We start from the raw sequence: 15,131 nt of genomic DNA on the forward strand, positions 1-15,131 counted from the left end.
CAGGCTTGAACGCAAGGGCCCGAGCGGATCTCCGCTCGGGCCCTTGCCGTTCCCCTCGGGGCTCACCGCCCCGATCCGTTCGCGCGCTTCGCTCACCACGACCTGATGGTCGCGATGCGCTCCTCCAGCTGCTCGATCGTCGCCTGAGCGCTCGGCGGGCCGCCGCATGAGGACCGCAGCTTCGCGTGGATCTTCCCGTGCGGCTCGTCGGTCGCGAACGAGCGCGCACCCACGAGCGCGTTCAACTGCTTGCGGAGCTTGAGCCGCTTCTGCGCGTTCGTCATCGCCGGCTCCGCGGCGGGCCGCTCGGCGACCTCCGTGCGCGTCCCGCCCGACTGCTTCGCCATCTGCTCGCGCTGTCGCTTCTGGAGCAGCAGGTGGATCTGCTCGGGCGTCAGCAGCCCCGGCAGGCCCAGGTACTCCTGCTCCTCGTGGCTGCCCGACTGCACCGGCAGGCCGAACGAGCCGCCGTCGAAGATCACCTGGTCGAGCTCCGCGCTCGACTCCAGGGTCTCGCGCTGCCCGCCGAGCTCGGTGCCCTCGTCGAGGACCCGCTGCGCCTGCTCCAGCAGCAGTTCGGGGTCCTCGTCCTGGGACTTGGGCTTGATGACGTGGTCGCGGTCGGCTTCGAGGTTCTCCGCGAGGCTCAGCAGCGGGATCACGCTCGGCAGGAACACCGAGGCGGTCTCGCCGGTCCGGCGCGAGCGCACGAAGCGCCCGATGGCCTGCGCGAAGTACAGCGGCGTCTGGGCGTTCGTGGCGTAGACGCCCACGGCCAGGCGCGGGATGTCGACGCCCTCGGAGACCATCTTCACGGCCACGAGCCACTCGTCGTTCGAGTCGGCGAACTTCGCGATCCGGTCCGAGGAGCCCGCGTCGTCGGACAGGACGATCGTGGCGCTCTTGCCGGTGGTGCGCTTGAGGATGCCCGCGTACGAGCGGGCGCTGTTCTGGTCCGAGGCGATGATGAGGCCGCCCGCGTCCGGGATGCCCGCCGCGCGGAGCGAGACGAGGCGCCGGTCCGCCGCCCGGATCACCTGCTTGATCCACTCCCCCTCCGGATCGAGCGCGGTGCGCCAGGCCTGGGCGGTGAGGTCCTTGGTGAGCGGCTGGCCCAGGCGCACCGCGAGCTCGTCGCCCGCGCTCGTGCGCCACTTCGCCTGGCCCGAGTAGGCCATGAACATGACGGGGCGGACCACGCCGTCGGCCAGCGCGTCCCGGTAGCCGTAGAGGGCGTCGGCGCGCGAGCGCTTGGTGCCGTCGGCGTCCTCCTCGTAGTCGACGAACGGGATCGGGTTGTCGTCGCTGCGGAAGGGGGTGCCGGTGAGTGCGAGGCGCCGTTCGGCCTCGTCGAAGGCGGTCTGGACGCCCTCGCCCCAGGTGCGGGCGTCGCCGGCGTGGTGGATCTCGTCGAGGATGACGAGGGTGCGCCGGGCGAGGGTGCGGCGGCGGTGGACGGCGGGGTCGGCGCCGATCTGGGCGTAGGTGACGACCACGCCGTGGTAGTCGGCGGCGCTGTGGACGTCGGCGTTGCGGAAGGCGGGGTCAAGCTGGATGCCGAAGCGGGCCGCGGCGCCCGACCACTGGACCTTGAGGTGCTCGGTGGGGCAGACGACGGTGACGGTGTCGACGGTGCCGTCGGCGAGGAGGTCGTAGGCGATGCGCAGCGCGAAGGTGGTCTTGCCGGCGCCGGGGGTGGCGACGGCGAGGAAGTCGCGCGATTGACCCCGGTGGTAGGCGACCATGGCCTTGCGCTGCCAGACCCGAAGCGACGGAAGCGACTCGGGTTGGGCGACCGGGATCATGCGGGCTCCTCTCGGACGGCGGCGGACCCGGTTGATCTTAGGCCGCGGGGATCGTCGGGGCGCCCGGTTGCCCGCCGTACATCGGGACGGTCACGTTCAGCGTTCGAGGAGGATCGTGTTGGGGCCGACGTTGACGCTGCGGACGAGCATCATGGCGCCGAAGCGGCCGGTCTCGACGTGGGCGCCGAGTGCGCGGAGACGCTCGGCGACGGCTTCGAACAGGGGCTCGGCGACCGGTCCGGGGGCGGCGGCGTTCCAGGAGGGGCGCCGGCCCTTGCGGGTGTCGGCGTAGAGGGTGAACTGGCTGACCAGGAGGATCGGGGCGCCGAGGTCGGAGGCCGAGCGCTCTTCGGCCATGATCCTGAGGGTCCAGAGCTTCTCGGCGATCCAGCGGGCTTCGGCATCTCCATCCGTGTGGGTGACGCCGAGGAGGACGAGGAGGCCTTCGCCGATGGCGCCGACGCGTTCGCCGTTCACGGTCACTTCGGCTTCGCCGACGGTCTGCACTACTGCTTTCACGTCGATGAGGTTCTCATGGACGCCATCGCTCATGCGCGCCGTCTCTGGTGCGGGCCGTCTCTCATGCGGACGGTCCGGGGGGTTCGGGCAGGCGTAGGCTCGAACGGTGGCACGGCGTGAGAAGGCAACGAGCATCACGGATGCGGAGTTGTCGCTGGAGGAGGCCCGGCGGTTCCGCGAGATCCGCTACGTCCTCATGATGTCGATCCGGATCGTGCTGGTGGTCGTGTGCGGGATTCTGGTGATGGTCGAGGCGCCGTACCTGTGGCTGTGGCTGCCGCTGGGTCTGGCCGGGATGGCGGCCCTGCCGTGGCTGGCGGTCCTGCTGGCGAACGACCGCCTGGCGAAGAAGCGGCCGCCGAGGTTCACGAGTCGCCAGCGCCGGGCCGAGACGCTGGAGGCGCCGGAGCGCCCCATGATCGATTCCGAATGACGGCGGGCGACGTGGCAATATTGACGGGTTCCCGTCCGCGATTGAGGAGTGAGTCAGCGTGAGCGAACTTCCCGGCAAGACCGGTGGCGACACCGGCGGTTCGACGATGCTCGAAGAGCAGACCGAGACCAAGCCGAACCACTACAGCTACGAGGACGGCGACGAGGACCGCTTCTCGCACTACGTGCCGAAGGACAAGCTGATGGCCGCGATGGTCGACGGCATCCCGGTGAAGGCGCTGTGCGGGAAGATGTGGGTGCCCACGCGCGATCCCGAGCGCTTCCCGATCTGCCCGAACTGCAAGGAGATCTTCGCGAAGATGAAGGGCTGAGGGCAGCCTGGCTCTCACCTTCGCTCAGACAGGACATGTGACGGGGCTCTACCTGCTATAACGCACTGGTGGAGCCTTCTTTGGAGTTCGATCCCGGCGCGGTGAGCCTGTTCGCGGAGCTGGTCGGCACGGCCGTGTTCGCCGCCTCGGGCGCGAGCGCGGCGGTCGGCAAGCGGCTGGACCTGTTCGGGGTGGTCGTCATCGGCGTGATCTGCGCGCTGGGCGGCGGGGCGATCCGCGACCTGCTCATCGACGCGAAGCCGCTGGTGCTCACCGACTGGCGGTACCCGCTGGTGGCGGTGGTGGCGGCGCTGGTGGTCTTCCGGTTCCACCCGGCGCTGTCGCGGATGCGCACGTCGATGCTGATCCTGGACGCGGCGGGGCTGGCGCTGTTCACGGTGATCGGGACGCTCAAGGGGCTCGACTTCGGTTTCGCGGTCTATGCGGCTTGCATCGTGGGAGTACTCTCCGGAATCGGCGGGGGCATCCTGCGGGACGTGCTGGTCCAGGAGATCCCGGCGGTGCTGCGGGAGGACTTCTACGCGATGGCGGCGGTGGTCGGCGCGGTGATGGTCGGCGTGGGGGCCCGGTGGGAGTCGCAGATCGGGCACTGGACGCTGATGCTCATCGCGATCGCGACGATCTTCGTCGTACGGCTGGTGGCCATCAGGTATCGCTGGCAGGCCCCGAAGCCGAACTTCTGAGGCTGTCTCCCGACTTCGTGCCACCCTTCCGGCTGGGGGATCGCAAACGGCTGAATCCGCTGCAAGCTGGTAGCCCGACCCCGGTGCCCGCCGGGTCAGGTGCGGAACATCCCCCGCATCCGGAGGGTATGCAGCGAAAGGCGAACTCGATGGCTCCTGTCGACAGCATCCGTCAGCGTCCGGCCCGGCGACCGGCGCAGCGCGCGGCCGAGTACTCCGGCGACCCCGTCCGCGCCTATCTCAACGGCATCGGCAAGCACCGCCTGCTCACCGCCTCCGAGGAGGTCGAGTGCGCGAAGGCGATCGAGGCGGGCCTCATGGCGGAGTGCCGGATCTCCGAGACCACCGACCCCGACCTGCGCTCGGACCTCGCCCGGGTCGCCGCCGAGGGCCGCGCCGCAAAGCAGCGGATGCTGGAGTCGAACCTGCGTCTGGTCGTCAGCGTCGCGAAGCGCTACTCGGGGGCGGGCCTGAGCCTCCTCGACCTCATCCAGGAGGGGAACCTGGGCCTCATCCGCGCGGTCGAGAAGTTCGACTACCAGAAGGGCTACAAGTTCTCCACGTACGCGACCTGGTGGATCCGCCAGGCGATCAACCGGGCCGTGACCGACCAGTCGCGCACGATCCGGGTGCCGGCGCACACGGTGGACCAGATCAAGCGGATGAACCGGGTCCGCCAGGACCTCATGGTCGAGCTGGGCCGGGAGCCGCGCTACGAGGAGATCGCCCGCGAGCTGGACGTCACCCCCGGCAAGGTGCTCGAACTCATGTCGTACGACCGGGAGCCGGTAAGCCTGGACCAGACGGTCGGCGAGGACGACTCGACGGCGCTGGGCGACCTCGTCGCGCACCTGCCGCGCGAGCGCGCGAGCGACGACGCCGTGTCGTACGCGCTGCTGCGCCGCCACATCGCGAACGTCCTGGCGAGTCTTCCCGAGCGGGAACAAACGGTCCTGCGGCTGCGTTTCGGCATTGACGACGGCCGCCAGCGCACGCTCGAAGAGGTCTCGGCCGACTTCGGCCTCTCCCGGGAGCGGGTGCGCCAGATCGAGAAGAACGCGCTGCACCGTCTGCGCCAGCCCGACTACGCGGGTCGCCTGGCCGATTACGTCGCCTGAGTTCCTTCTGTGTCCGTATGGCTGCGTTCCTGGTCGGCGTGATCGCCGTATACCATTGACGCGGACAGGGGGTCTGGCGGCTACTCGACCCACCCCGCTCGGTGCCCTGCGGGCGGACAACGTGAAGGAACGAAGCTGTGACCACGGACCTCGTCGACACCACTGAGATGTACCTGCGGACCATCCTCGAACTCGAAGAGGAGGGCGTCCCGGCGCTGCGCGCGCGGATCGCCGAGCGGTTGGAGCAGAGCGGCCCGACGGTCTCGCAGACCGTGGGCCGGATGCAGCGCCACGGCCTGCTCAACGTCAAGAGCGACCGGCACCTGGAGCTGACCGAGGAGGGTCGTCGCCAGGCCGTCGCGGTCATGCGCAAGCACCGGCTGGCCGAGCGGCTGCTGGTCGACGTCATCGGGATGTCCTACACCGAGGCCCACGAAGAGGCCTGCAAGTGGGAGCACGTCATGAGCGACTCGGTGGAGAAGCGCGTGTACGAGCTGTTGGAGCACCCCACGCGTTCGCCGTACGGGAACTCGATCCCCGGCCTGGAGGAGCTCGACTCGGCGGCCGTGCCGGTCGGGCACGAGCCGGGCGAGCGGCCGTTGAGCGTGGTCTCGCCGGGTTCGAAGGTGCGCGTGACGCGCCTGTGCGAGTCGGCGCAGACCCACCCGGAGCTGCTGGCCTCGCTGCACGAGGCGGGCGTGGACCCGGGAGCGGAGGTCGCGATCGACCGTTTCGAGGGCGAGATCGCGGTGGCCTCCGAGGGCCGGACGCTGCGGCTGTCGATCGACGACGCCGCGAAGATCTTCGCCGCCCCCGCCGAATAGGAGGGTCGCGGTGCCGTTGCGCCGCAGTCGTTCACACCGGTGATGACCGTGTGATGAGGTGTGCTCACACAAGTATTGACCGCGGGACTACCGGGGAGTACGCTGACCAAAGCGTTGCAAACGTTTCCAATTGCGCAGGTAGCGGCCCTACCGGCGAACGGGATCCGAAACGCCCTCGAACCGAACTCCGCACCTGAGCGCCCTCCTCGCACCCCCGGCGGGGAGGGCGCTCATCAACGCGAGAACGCCGCCCGGGCCTCTGGCCCGGGCGGCGTCGTGGTGTCGTGGCGCCTTGCTATTCGAGGCTGTCGGCGTAGGCCTGGTTGATGCCGCCGGCGAGTTCGGTGAAGCCGCCGACGAGCTCCTCCACGGCCGCGGGCTCGGTGCCCTCGGGCGTGGTGTAGCGCATCTCGAAGATCGTGCCCCCGTCGTACCAGCCCATCTCCAGGGCCGGGCCGGCGCCGGTGTCCTCTGTGTGGACGATCCAGTAGGCGGCCTCGCCGAGGTCGTCGACGGTCTCGGCCTTGTCGTTGACCTCCTCCTCGTAGACCTCGGCGCTCGCCTCGGTCCCGATGACGAAGAGGGTCAGGTCCGGGTAGGCGGCCTCGCCGGTCTGGACCGCGCAGGTGAGCTGCGCGGGGGCGTCCTCGCCCTCGGCGTCCTCGCCGGGGCCGCCGGAGGCGAAGCGGAACTCCTCGCCGGTGGTCGCGTCGAGCACGGCCGAGTCGATGAAGGGGCAGGCCCCCTCGGCCTCGGCGAGGTCGAGTTCGACCGGCTCCTGCGCCTCCGCGGAGGGCGACTCCTCGTTGGCGGCGGTGTCGACGGGTTCTTCGACGTCGCCGGGGTCGTCGCTGCACGCGGCGAGCGCGAGTGCGAGCAGAGCGGCGGCAGGGATCAGGCGTCTCATCGTTCCTCCCCAGTGGCGACCTCGCGGCCGCGCGCGACCCAGTCGCTCCATGAACCGATGTACACCGGCGGGGTCGGCATCCCGGCGGCGGTGACGGCGAGCGCGGCGCGGGCCGCGGTCACGCCCGAGCCGCAGTAGTAGGCGGCGTCCGGGTGCGGCGCGAGGCGCTCGCGCAGCCGCTCGGCGTCGGCGAGGTCGTCCTCGCCGAGGAAGAGGTTGGCGGCGCCGGGGATGTGCCCGGCGACGGGGTCGAGCGGTTCGGTCTCGCCGCGGTAGCGCTCGGGGGCGCGCACGTCGACGAGTTCGCGTTCCTTCGCCCAGGCGGCGGCCTCGTCGGCGTCGAGGACGGGCAGGCGCCCGGGGCGGACGGTGACGGTGCCGGGTTCGGGCGACTCGGGTCCGGTCGCCAGCGGGAGCCCGGCCGAGGTCCAGGCCTTGATGCCGCCGCGGAGGACCAGGACGTCCTCGATCCCGGCCCAGCGCAGCGTCCACCAGGTGCGGGAGGCGGCGAGTCCGTCGCCGTCGTCGTAGACGAGGACGGTGGAGTCGTCGTCGATCCCGGCGGCCTGCAGGACCGCCTGGAGCGCTTCGGGTTCGGGCAGCGGGTGGCGTCCGCCGACGGTGCCGACGGGGCCGCACACGTCCCGGTCGAGGTCGAGCCGCACGGCGCCGGGCAGGTGTCCGGCGAGGTGGTCGGCTTCGCGCGAGGGCCCGCCGAGCGTCCAGCGGACGTCGAGTCGAACCGCCCCTGCCAGCGCGGCGGCCTCCGCCGCATCGATCAGTGGCCTCATGGTCCCAGGTTATAGGAGGTGCGCGTTGGGGCGTTCGGCCGCCGCCGCGAATTCGGGCATCACGTCGACTACCACGCCCTTCTCGCGCAGCATGGCGGCGCCGCCTGGGCGGTCGACGAAGTTCGGAGGCTCGGGCAGGGCGTAGACGACGCGGGCGGCCCCGGCCTCGGCGAGGAGGACCGCGCAGGGGACGTGGCCGGGCGAGCGGCGCCCGCACGGCTCCATGGAGGAGTAGACGGTAGCGCCGCGGACCGGGCCGAGGGCCCCGAGAACCATGCGGCGGAGGGCGACCTCCTCGGCGTGGTCCTTGGGGCCCTCGGCCCGCGACCAGCCCTCGCCGACGACGCGCCCGTGCGCGACGATCACGGCGCCGACGCTGAAGGCGGACTCGGAGGGCGGGCAGTTCCCGGCCAGCTCGACGGCGCGGGCCATCCAGCGTTCGTCGTCCTCAATGGAGGTCGCTTCGTCGTTCGGCACGGTCCCACCGTACCGCCCCGGGCGCGGCGCGCACCGCCCCGAGACGGTAGTCACCGGTCGTTGCCACGGGCCGATACCATGTGGGAGTCCCCCGACACTCGGCTCCGCCGAGCTGCGCGCTGCGGCGGCACCGGCAGCCGCTCCCGAGCCCGCGAGACGCGAACCTAGTGAGGTGCAGCAGTTGTCCGTCCAGTCCCCTCCAGCGCAGGCCCCGCCCGCGCCCGCGAGCCGCAACCCGGCCCAGTCGGACGGCCCCGCGCCAGGACGGCGGTTCGACCGCGCCCTCGCCTCCCTGCGCCACACCCCCGGGCAGCTGCGCGGCCTCCTGGCCGTGCTCGCGGCGCTCGTCCTCGGCGCCGGGATCACCGGCATGACCTCGATCCTCGCGAAGTCCGCCGTCATCGAGGAGACCACGAGCCAGTCCGGGCGGCTCTCCGTCGCGGCCCTCCAGCTCTACCAGGCGCTCTCGCAGGCCGACGCGACCGCGGCCTCCTCGTACCTGAGCGCCGGCACGCCCTCCGACGAGATGAACGAGACCTACCGCGCGTCCCTGCGCGACGCCACCGTCGCCCTCGCCACCGCCGCGGGCGAGGTCAAGACCGCCGAGGACGCCCAGCTCGTCGCCGAACTCAACACGCGCCTGCCCGTCTACACCGGCCTGGTCGAGACCGCCAAGACCTTCAACCGGCTCGGCGAACCGGTCGGCGCCACCTACCAGGAGCAGGCCTCCACCCTCATGCGCGAGGAGATGCTCCCCGCCGCGCACGACCTCCAGGACAACGCCCTCGGCCAGCTCAGCGAGTCCCGCTCCGGCGCCGAGGCCTTCCCGTGGGCCGCCGCCGCACTCGCCGCCGCCGCCCTCGGCACCCTCGTGTGGGCCCAGGTGTGGCTCTCGCGCAGGACCAACCGCGTCTTCAACCTCGGACTCGTCGCCGCCACCGTGCTCCTCATCGGCTTCGCCGGATGGCTCACGATGGCCTCGCTCGCCTCCGCGAGCCACACCACCCGGTCCCACGAGGAGGGCGCGGTGCCCCTCGAACTCCTCGCCCAGGCCGAGATCAGCGCCCAGCAGGCCCGCGCCGAGGAATCGCTGCTCCTCATCGCCCGCGGCGAGGACGAAGAGGCCGCCAAGCGCTACGAGGCCCACATCGAAGAGCTCGTCGCCTCCGGCGGCCTCCTCGACCGGCTCGACGAGGCCTTCGCCGACGACCCCGAGCTGTCCGCCGCCGTCGCCGACGCGCGCGAAGCGGCCGAGACCTGGAACGCCGGACACGGCACCGTCGTCAAGCTCGCCACCGAGGGCAGCTACACCGAAGCGGTCGAACAGGCCGTCGGCGACGAGGACGACAGCCTCGCCACCTCCTTCGACGCCCTCAACACGTCCCTGACCGACGCGACCGAGGTCAGCGCCGACCGGTTCATCGAGGCCACCGCCGACGCGCACCGCGCCCTCTCCGGCGCCGCGGCCGGACTCGCGGCCCTCGCACTGGCGGCCCTCATCGGCACCGCGATCGGCATCCAGCTGCGAGTGGCGGAGTACTACGCATGAGCCAGCAACGAAACCGAACGCACCGCACCCGGCTCGCCGCCGCGGCGGCGGCCCTCACCGGCCTCCTCCTCGCCGCCTGCGCCGGACCCGCCGACATGGAACCGCCCGAAGTGGACGTCCCCACCCCGCTCCCGGCCGGCATCGACTTCTCCCCCGAGGTCACCGCCTCCGTTCCCGACGACAGCTGCGACCCGCTCGCCTCCTTCGCCCCCGGCGCCGTCACCGCCGACCAGGCCCGCGCCCAGCTCGACAACGACGGCCAGATCTCCATCGGCATCAGCCAGTCCACCAACCTCCTCGGCTACCGCGACCCCGTCACCAACTCCCTCGCGGGCTTCGACATCGACATCGCCCGCGCCGTCGCCACCGCCCTGCTCGGCGAGGACCCCAACATCAAATGGGTCCCCATGACCTCGAACCAGCGCGAGGACTCCCTCAAGGAGGACCGCGTCGACCTCGTCGTGCGCAGCATGTCCATCAACTGCGGCCGGTGGGAGAACATCGACTTCTCCGCCGAGTACTACCGCGCCGGCCAGCGCCTGCTCGTCACCAAGGACTCCGGGATCGAAGGCGTCGCCGACCTCACCGCCGACCACACCGTCTGCACCGGCGCCGGCTCCACCTCCGGCGGCAACATCGCCGCCGCCAACGACAAGGCGCAGCAGGTCACCGTCCCCGACTTCAACGACTGCCTCATGCTCCTCCAGCAGGGCACCGTCGACGCCATCTCCACCGACGACACCATCCTCGCCGGCATGGCCGTCCAGGACCCCACCCTGGAGATCGTCGGCGAGGCCTTCTCCGTCGAGTCCTACGGCATCGGCGTCCAGAAGGACAACACCGACCTGACCCGCTTCGTCAACGCCGCCCTCGAAGACCTCATCGCCGACGGCACCTGGGCGAACTCGTACGGGGACTGGCTCGAAGAACCCCTGGGCACCGCCGCCACCGCCCCGACCGCCGTCTACCGGGATTGAGGGAAGCGCCATGAGCGACCAGCAGCCAGCGCCCGAGCACACCCAGCGGTACCAGCCCGGCCAGCACCAGCCCGCCGCCGAGGACCCCACCGACACCCTCCGCGTCCGCAAGCGCCTCAACACGCCCCCGGCCGTCCCCCCGCAGCCCGGCTTCGCGCCCGCGCCCCCCGGCCCGCCCGGCACCAACGCCGCCATGCACCCGCTCTCCCCCGCGCCCCAGCAGTACGCCTCGCCCGTGCACTCCCAGCAGATGCCGCCGATCGGCGTCGTCCAGTCCCCGCCGCCCGCGCCACACCGCGCCCCCGCCGCGCCGCTGCCGCAGCCCATCACCGGGCCCGTCACCCGCTCCACGACCACCAGCGCCCGCCAGCGCGGCGGCCTCTCCGACATGCCCGCCATCCCCCCGCGCGACCCCGCCGAAGCGGTCATGGACCTCCCGCAGGTGTCCGAGCACAAACGGTTCTGCTCCTCCTGCGGCAAACCCGTCGGCCGCCCCCAGGCCGGACGCGCCGGACGCGTCGAGGGTTTCTGCCCCTACTGCCGCACCAGGTACTGGTTCACCCCCGCACTCCAGCCCGGCGACGTCCTCTCCGACCGCTACGAAGTGCTCGGCGCGATCGCACACGGCGGCCTCGGCTGGATCTACCTCGCCAACGACCGCAACTTCGCCGACGACCTCACCCAGCGGTGGGTCGTCATCAAGGGCCTCATCAACACCTCCGACGAGGACGCGATCGAGGCCGCCATCAACGAACGGCGCTTCCTCGTCGGCATCGACCACCCCAACGTCGTCGACATCCACGACTTCGTCACCGCCGCCGACCCCCGCTCGGGCCAGCTCCAGTCCTACATCGTCATGGAGTACATCGCCGGGAAGTCCCTGCGCGACATCCGCGACGCCGCCGACGACCAGGGCGAACGCCAGCCCCTGCCGCTGGAACAGGTCCTCACCTACACCGCCGAGCTCCTCCCCGCGTTCTCCTACCTCCACGACCGCGGCCTGCTCTTCTGCGACTTCAAGCCCGACAACGTGATCCACGTCGAAACCTGGCTCAAGCTCATCGACCTCGGCGCCGTCCGCCACGTCGAGGACATGGAGTCGGCGATCTACGGCACCCCCGGCTACTCGGTGCCCAACGACGAGATCCTCTCCATCGGACCCTCCGTCACTTCCGACCTGTACACCATCGGCCGCTCCATGGCCGTGCTCTCCCTCGACTTCAAGGGCTTCACCAGCACCTACCGCGACTCCCTGCCCCCCGCCGCCGAGGCGCCCGTCTTCGCCGAGTTCGGGTCCTACCACCGGCTCCTCCTGCGCGCCACCAACCCCGAGCCGCGCTCGCGCTTCCAGGATGCCGACGACATGCGCGCCCAGGTGCGCGGCGTCCTCAACGAGGTCAGGTCCGTCCAGAAGGGCGAACCCAAGTCCGAGCCCTCTACGCTCTTCAGCGGCGAGCAGTCCGTCTTCGGCGAACCCGACGTCGAATACGACGTCCACGCCGTCGGCGACCCCTTCGACGTCGCCCACTCCCTGCCGACCCCGATGGTCGACCTCGCCGACCCCATGGCCGCGTTCCTCGCCACACTCCAGGCCACCGACGCCGCCGGCATCCTCGCCGAACTCGCCGCCGCACCCGTCCAGAGCCCCGAAGTGCAGCTGCGGCGCGTGCGCACCCTCGTCAACGCCGGCGACCTCCACCAGGCGAACGCCGCCCTCGACCACTTCGCGCAGCGCGAGGGCAACACCTGGCAGGTCACCTGGCTGCGCGGCACCATCTCGCTCCTGGCCGCCGACTTCCACACGGCCGCAGCCCATTTCGACGCCGTCTACTCCCACCTCCCCGGGGAGCTGGCGCCGCGCCTGGCACTGGCGGCCTGCGCGGAGCTGGCGGGGCGCCGGGACCTGGCGCTGCCGCACTACACGCGGATCTGGACGTGCGACCACCGGTTCGTCTCGGCGGCGTACGGGCGGGCGCGCCTGCTGGACCTCGACGGGAGCTCGACCGAGGCGATCTCGGCGCTGCACCAGGTGCCGAAGACCTCGGCGCAGTACGGCATCGCGCAGACCGCGGCGATCCAGACCGCGCTGCACAGCCGCACCTCGCCGCCCTCGCTGCTGGACCTGCACCACATGGCCGGGCGCCTCGACGAGCTCAAGCTCGAACCGCGCCGCCGCCACCTGGTGTCGACGCGCATCCTGCACCTGGCGCTGGACACGGTGCTGCGCGCCGGCCCGGCCCACGAGCCCCGGATCTTCGGGGCGCCCTCCGAGGAGCGGTCGCTGCGCCTGGCGCTGGAGCGGGCCTACCGCGACCTCGCCCACGCCTGCACCCGCCGGGAGGACCAGGTGTACTACTTCGACCTGGCCAACCGCCACCGCCCCCGCACGATGCTGTAGCGAAGGAGCCCTATGCAGCCCTCACCCACCCTGGGCGCCGCGAAGCGGTGCACCGCCTGCGGTCTGGCCGCGGACCTCGGCCGCTTCTGCGAGGACTGCGGCGGCGACCTGGAGGAGTTCGCGGTGCCCGCCGAGGAGGCGCTGTGGCTGTCCTCGGCCGCGGCCGAGGAGAACCCGGAGCATCCGGGCGGCTCGGACGACCACCTGTCCTTCGGCCTGCCGGGCATCGGCGCGGCCACGGACGTGGGCAAGCGGCACCACTACAACCAGGACTCGATCGCGATCGCGGTCGCCGAGGACGGGCGCAAGATCGCGGTCGTGTGCGACGGCGTGTCGGGCGCCTCGGACTCCGAGCGGGCCTCGCTCGCGGGGGTCGAGGCGGCCGTCACGGAGATCCGCGCCGCGCTGGGCGAGGGCCTGTCGGCGGAGGACGCGTCGCGGCGCGGGGTGGGCGCGGCCCACTCGGCGGTGGCCGCGGTCGGCAAGCAGTACCCGAACTCGCCGCCGTCCTCGACGTACGTCTCCGCGGTCGTGGAGGGGAACCAGGCGGTCCTGTGCTGGGTCGGCGACTCCCGGGCGTACTGGGCGGCCGAGAAGGAGGCCCGGTGCCTCACCGTGGACGACACGATCCAGGCCAGGCTGGAGTATCAGGGGGTGGACCCCGCCGACGACAGGTACAAGAATCCGTATGCGAAAGCCCTGCTCGCGTGGCTCGGGGCGGACGCGCCGAGCCTGAATCCGAACCTGCTCCGGGTGGATCTGGGCGGTGGCCATGTCGTAGTGTGCAGCGATGGTCTGTCGCGCTACTTCAATGACGATCACGACCTTCTGCCACTGCCGGACGGCAGTGTTGGCGACAAGGCGGTAGCGTTGACACGACAAGCGCTCGCCAACGGCGGGCATGACAACATCAGTGTCGCGGTGGTGGAACTCGAATCCCCCGGTTCGGTCCAGGCCGAAGGGCATGCACAGGAGCATGCCGGCCCGGACGCCCCGGAACAGGGAGACGGGTCCGCCTCGCTGCTCGGTGTCGTCAGTGAGGCCGAGTACACCCAAATGCTTGGAGGGGGACGACCTTGACCTACCAGCCGACCTACGGCGGTGCCCCACAGCCGGGCGGGTACCAATGCGCGTGCGGGGCGTTCCCGCAGGCGCAGTTCTGCGAACAGTGCGGTACGCCGAACCCGGCCTGGCAGCAAGGCCAGCCCCCGCAGTCCCCGGCCTTCGGCCAGGGCTACGCCCCGAACGACCCGTACGGGCAGCAGCAACAGCAGCCCGCGTACGGCCAGGACCCGTACGGGCAGCCGCAGCAGCAGGACCCCTACGGCCAGCAGCAGGGCTACGGGCAGGACCCGTACGGCCAGCCCTCGCAGCCCCAGGACCCCTACGGGCAGCAGCAGGGCGGCTACGGCCAGCCCGACCCCTACGGCCAACAGCAGCAGCAGGGTTACGGCCAGGACCCGTACGGCCAGCAGCAGCAGCAGCCCGCGTACGGCCAGGACCCGTACGGGCAGCCGCAGCAGCAGGACCCCTACGGCCGGCAGCAGGGCTACGGGCAGGACCCGTACGGCCAGCCCTCGCAGCCCCAGGACCCCTACGGGCAGCAGCAGGGCGGCTACGGCCAGCCCGACCCCTACGGGCAGCAGGCGTACGGCGCCGCACCGACCTCGGCCCCGCCCGGACCGCCTCCGGGCGTCCCGGCCGCGCCGTTCGGCGCCCCGACCTCGGCGCCCCCTTCGGCCTCGCCGACCGGCGGCTTCTCGATGCCGGACGCGCAGCCGAGCGACCTGGCCTCGAACTACGCCCCTCCCGGGCAGTCCGCCACCCGCTGGGGCATCGCGGTGACCGCCGACCAGGGCTACTTCAACAAGGTCGCGGCCTCCGACGGCGCCTCGCAGCTCCAGTACCCGTCCTTCGCGAAGCCGCGGCGCTTCCCGCTCGACAAGGGCGAGCTGACGATCGGCCGCTACAGCGCCAAGCGGGGCGTCACCCCCGACATCGACCTCTCGGGCGACGTGGCCGACCCGGGCGTGAGCGCGCAGCACGCGAAGCTGTTCGCCAAGCCCGACGGCTCGTGGTCGATCATGGACGTCGGCTCCTCCAACGGCACGTTCCTCAACGGCTCCGACGAGCCGCTGGCGCCGAACGTGGAGTTCCCGATCGGCGACGGCACGTACGTCAACATCGGGGCGTGGACGCGCCTGACGATCCACTACGAGGGTTAGTCGAGACGTCGAAGCGGGGCCCGGTCTTTCGACCGGGCCCCGCTTCGCTTGCGCCGCAGTCGGTGCCGACCTT

The 15,131-nt window shown here is 71.6% G+C and carries 15 protein-coding genes; 10 read left to right on the plus strand and 5 right to left on the minus strand.

Annotation, left to right across the window (positions count from 1 at the left end; translation table 11 throughout):
* Positions 1–92 precede the first annotated feature (92 nt).
* Both E9998_RS10620 and dtd read right to left on the minus strand, forming a co-directional pair.
* Positions 93–1,805 carry a DEAD/DEAH box helicase gene (locus E9998_RS10620; RefSeq protein WP_136529688.1) on the minus strand — a complete coding sequence of 571 codons (1,713 nt, stop codon included), beginning with the start codon at positions 1,803–1,805 and terminating at the stop codon, positions 93–95.
* Between the two features lie 96 nt (positions 1,806–1,901).
* Positions 1,902–2,324, minus strand: coding sequence for a D-aminoacyl-tRNA deacylase (dtd, locus tag E9998_RS10625; protein ID WP_136529870.1), 423 nt, complete (start codon positions 2,322–2,324; stop codon positions 1,902–1,904).
* 106 nt (positions 2,325–2,430) lie between these two features.
* On the opposite strand from dtd, the gene E9998_RS10630 reads away from it, so the two are divergent.
* The 5 genes from E9998_RS10630 to E9998_RS10650 all read left to right on the plus strand — a co-directional run bounded on the left by E9998_RS10630 (position 2,431) and on the right by E9998_RS10650 (position 5,734).
* Complete coding sequence (locus E9998_RS10630; RefSeq protein WP_136529689.1) at positions 2,431–2,757, plus strand: DUF3099 domain-containing protein; 327 nt, start codon at positions 2,431–2,433, stop codon at positions 2,755–2,757.
* 106 nt (positions 2,758–2,863) lie between these two features.
* The gene (locus tag E9998_RS10635) at positions 2,864–3,088 is read left to right on the plus strand and encodes a DUF3039 domain-containing protein (protein ID WP_136529871.1); all 225 of its coding nucleotides are present in this window, start codon (positions 2,864–2,866) and stop codon (positions 3,086–3,088) included.
* Positions 3,089–3,168: 80 nt separating this feature from the next.
* Positions 3,169–3,792: a trimeric intracellular cation channel family protein gene (locus E9998_RS10640; protein ID WP_192907076.1), complete on the plus strand. Its 624-nt coding sequence runs from the start codon at positions 3,169–3,171 to the stop codon at positions 3,790–3,792.
* 149 nt (positions 3,793–3,941) lie between these two features.
* Positions 3,942–4,910, plus strand: coding sequence for a sigma-70 family RNA polymerase sigma factor (locus E9998_RS10645; protein WP_136529690.1), 969 nt, complete (start codon positions 3,942–3,944; stop codon positions 4,908–4,910).
* Between the two features lie 167 nt (positions 4,911–5,077).
* Positions 5,078–5,734 carry a metal-dependent transcriptional regulator gene (locus E9998_RS10650; protein ID WP_240037579.1) on the plus strand — a complete coding sequence of 219 codons (657 nt, stop codon included), beginning with the start codon at positions 5,078–5,080 and terminating at the stop codon, positions 5,732–5,734.
* A 295-nt stretch (positions 5,735–6,029) separates the two neighbouring features.
* On the opposite strand, the gene E9998_RS10655 is transcribed toward E9998_RS10650, so the two are convergent.
* Genes E9998_RS10655 through E9998_RS25830 form a run of 3 tightly spaced genes read right to left on the minus strand, consistent with a single transcriptional unit; the run spans position 6,030 to position 7,909 of the window.
* Positions 6,030–6,641, minus strand: a complete 612-nt coding sequence (locus tag E9998_RS10655) for a hypothetical protein (protein WP_136529692.1) — start codon at positions 6,639–6,641, stop codon at positions 6,030–6,032.
* Positions 6,638–7,432: a sulfurtransferase gene (locus E9998_RS10660; protein WP_136529693.1), complete on the minus strand. Its 795-nt coding sequence runs from the start codon at positions 7,430–7,432 to the stop codon at positions 6,638–6,640. The genes E9998_RS10655 and E9998_RS10660 overlap by 4 nt, the downstream gene beginning before the upstream one ends.
* A gap of 9 nt (positions 7,433–7,441) precedes the next feature.
* A complete protein-coding gene (locus E9998_RS25830) occupies positions 7,442–7,909 on the minus strand; it encodes a deaminase (protein ID WP_204745378.1) in 468 nt (155 codons plus the stop codon).
* A 172-nt stretch (positions 7,910–8,081) separates the two neighbouring features.
* Here E9998_RS25830 and E9998_RS10670 point away from each other — a divergent pair, with 172 nt between their 5' ends.
* From E9998_RS10670 to E9998_RS26735, 5 genes are read left to right on the plus strand one after another with little or no spacing between them, the layout of a single operon-like run.
* Positions 8,082–9,458: an MCP four helix bundle domain-containing protein gene (locus tag E9998_RS10670; protein WP_136529694.1), complete on the plus strand. Its 1,377-nt coding sequence runs from the start codon at positions 8,082–8,084 to the stop codon at positions 9,456–9,458.
* A complete protein-coding gene (locus E9998_RS10675) occupies positions 9,455–10,435 on the plus strand; it encodes a glutamate ABC transporter substrate-binding protein (RefSeq protein WP_136529695.1) in 981 nt (326 codons plus the stop codon). The genes E9998_RS10670 and E9998_RS10675 overlap by 4 nt, the downstream gene beginning before the upstream one ends.
* A 10-nt stretch (positions 10,436–10,445) precedes the next feature.
* Complete coding sequence (locus E9998_RS10680; RefSeq protein WP_136529696.1) at positions 10,446–12,833, plus strand: serine/threonine-protein kinase; 2,388 nt, start codon at positions 10,446–10,448, stop codon at positions 12,831–12,833.
* A 12-nt stretch (positions 12,834–12,845) separates the two neighbouring features.
* Entirely contained in the window at positions 12,846–13,913 is a 1,068-nt protein-coding gene (locus E9998_RS10685) for a PP2C family protein-serine/threonine phosphatase (protein WP_136529697.1), read from the plus strand.
* The gene (locus tag E9998_RS26735; RefSeq protein WP_136529698.1) at positions 13,910–15,058 is read left to right on the plus strand and encodes an FHA domain-containing protein; all 1,149 of its coding nucleotides are present in this window, start codon (positions 13,910–13,912) and stop codon (positions 15,056–15,058) included. Before E9998_RS10685 ends, E9998_RS26735 begins: the two co-directional genes overlap by 4 nt.
* The last annotated feature ends 73 nt before the right edge of the window (positions 15,059–15,131 follow it).

Source organism: Glycomyces paridis (assembly GCF_004912155.1).
Lineage (GTDB): Bacteria > Actinomycetota > Actinomycetes > Mycobacteriales > Micromonosporaceae > Glycomyces > Glycomyces paridis.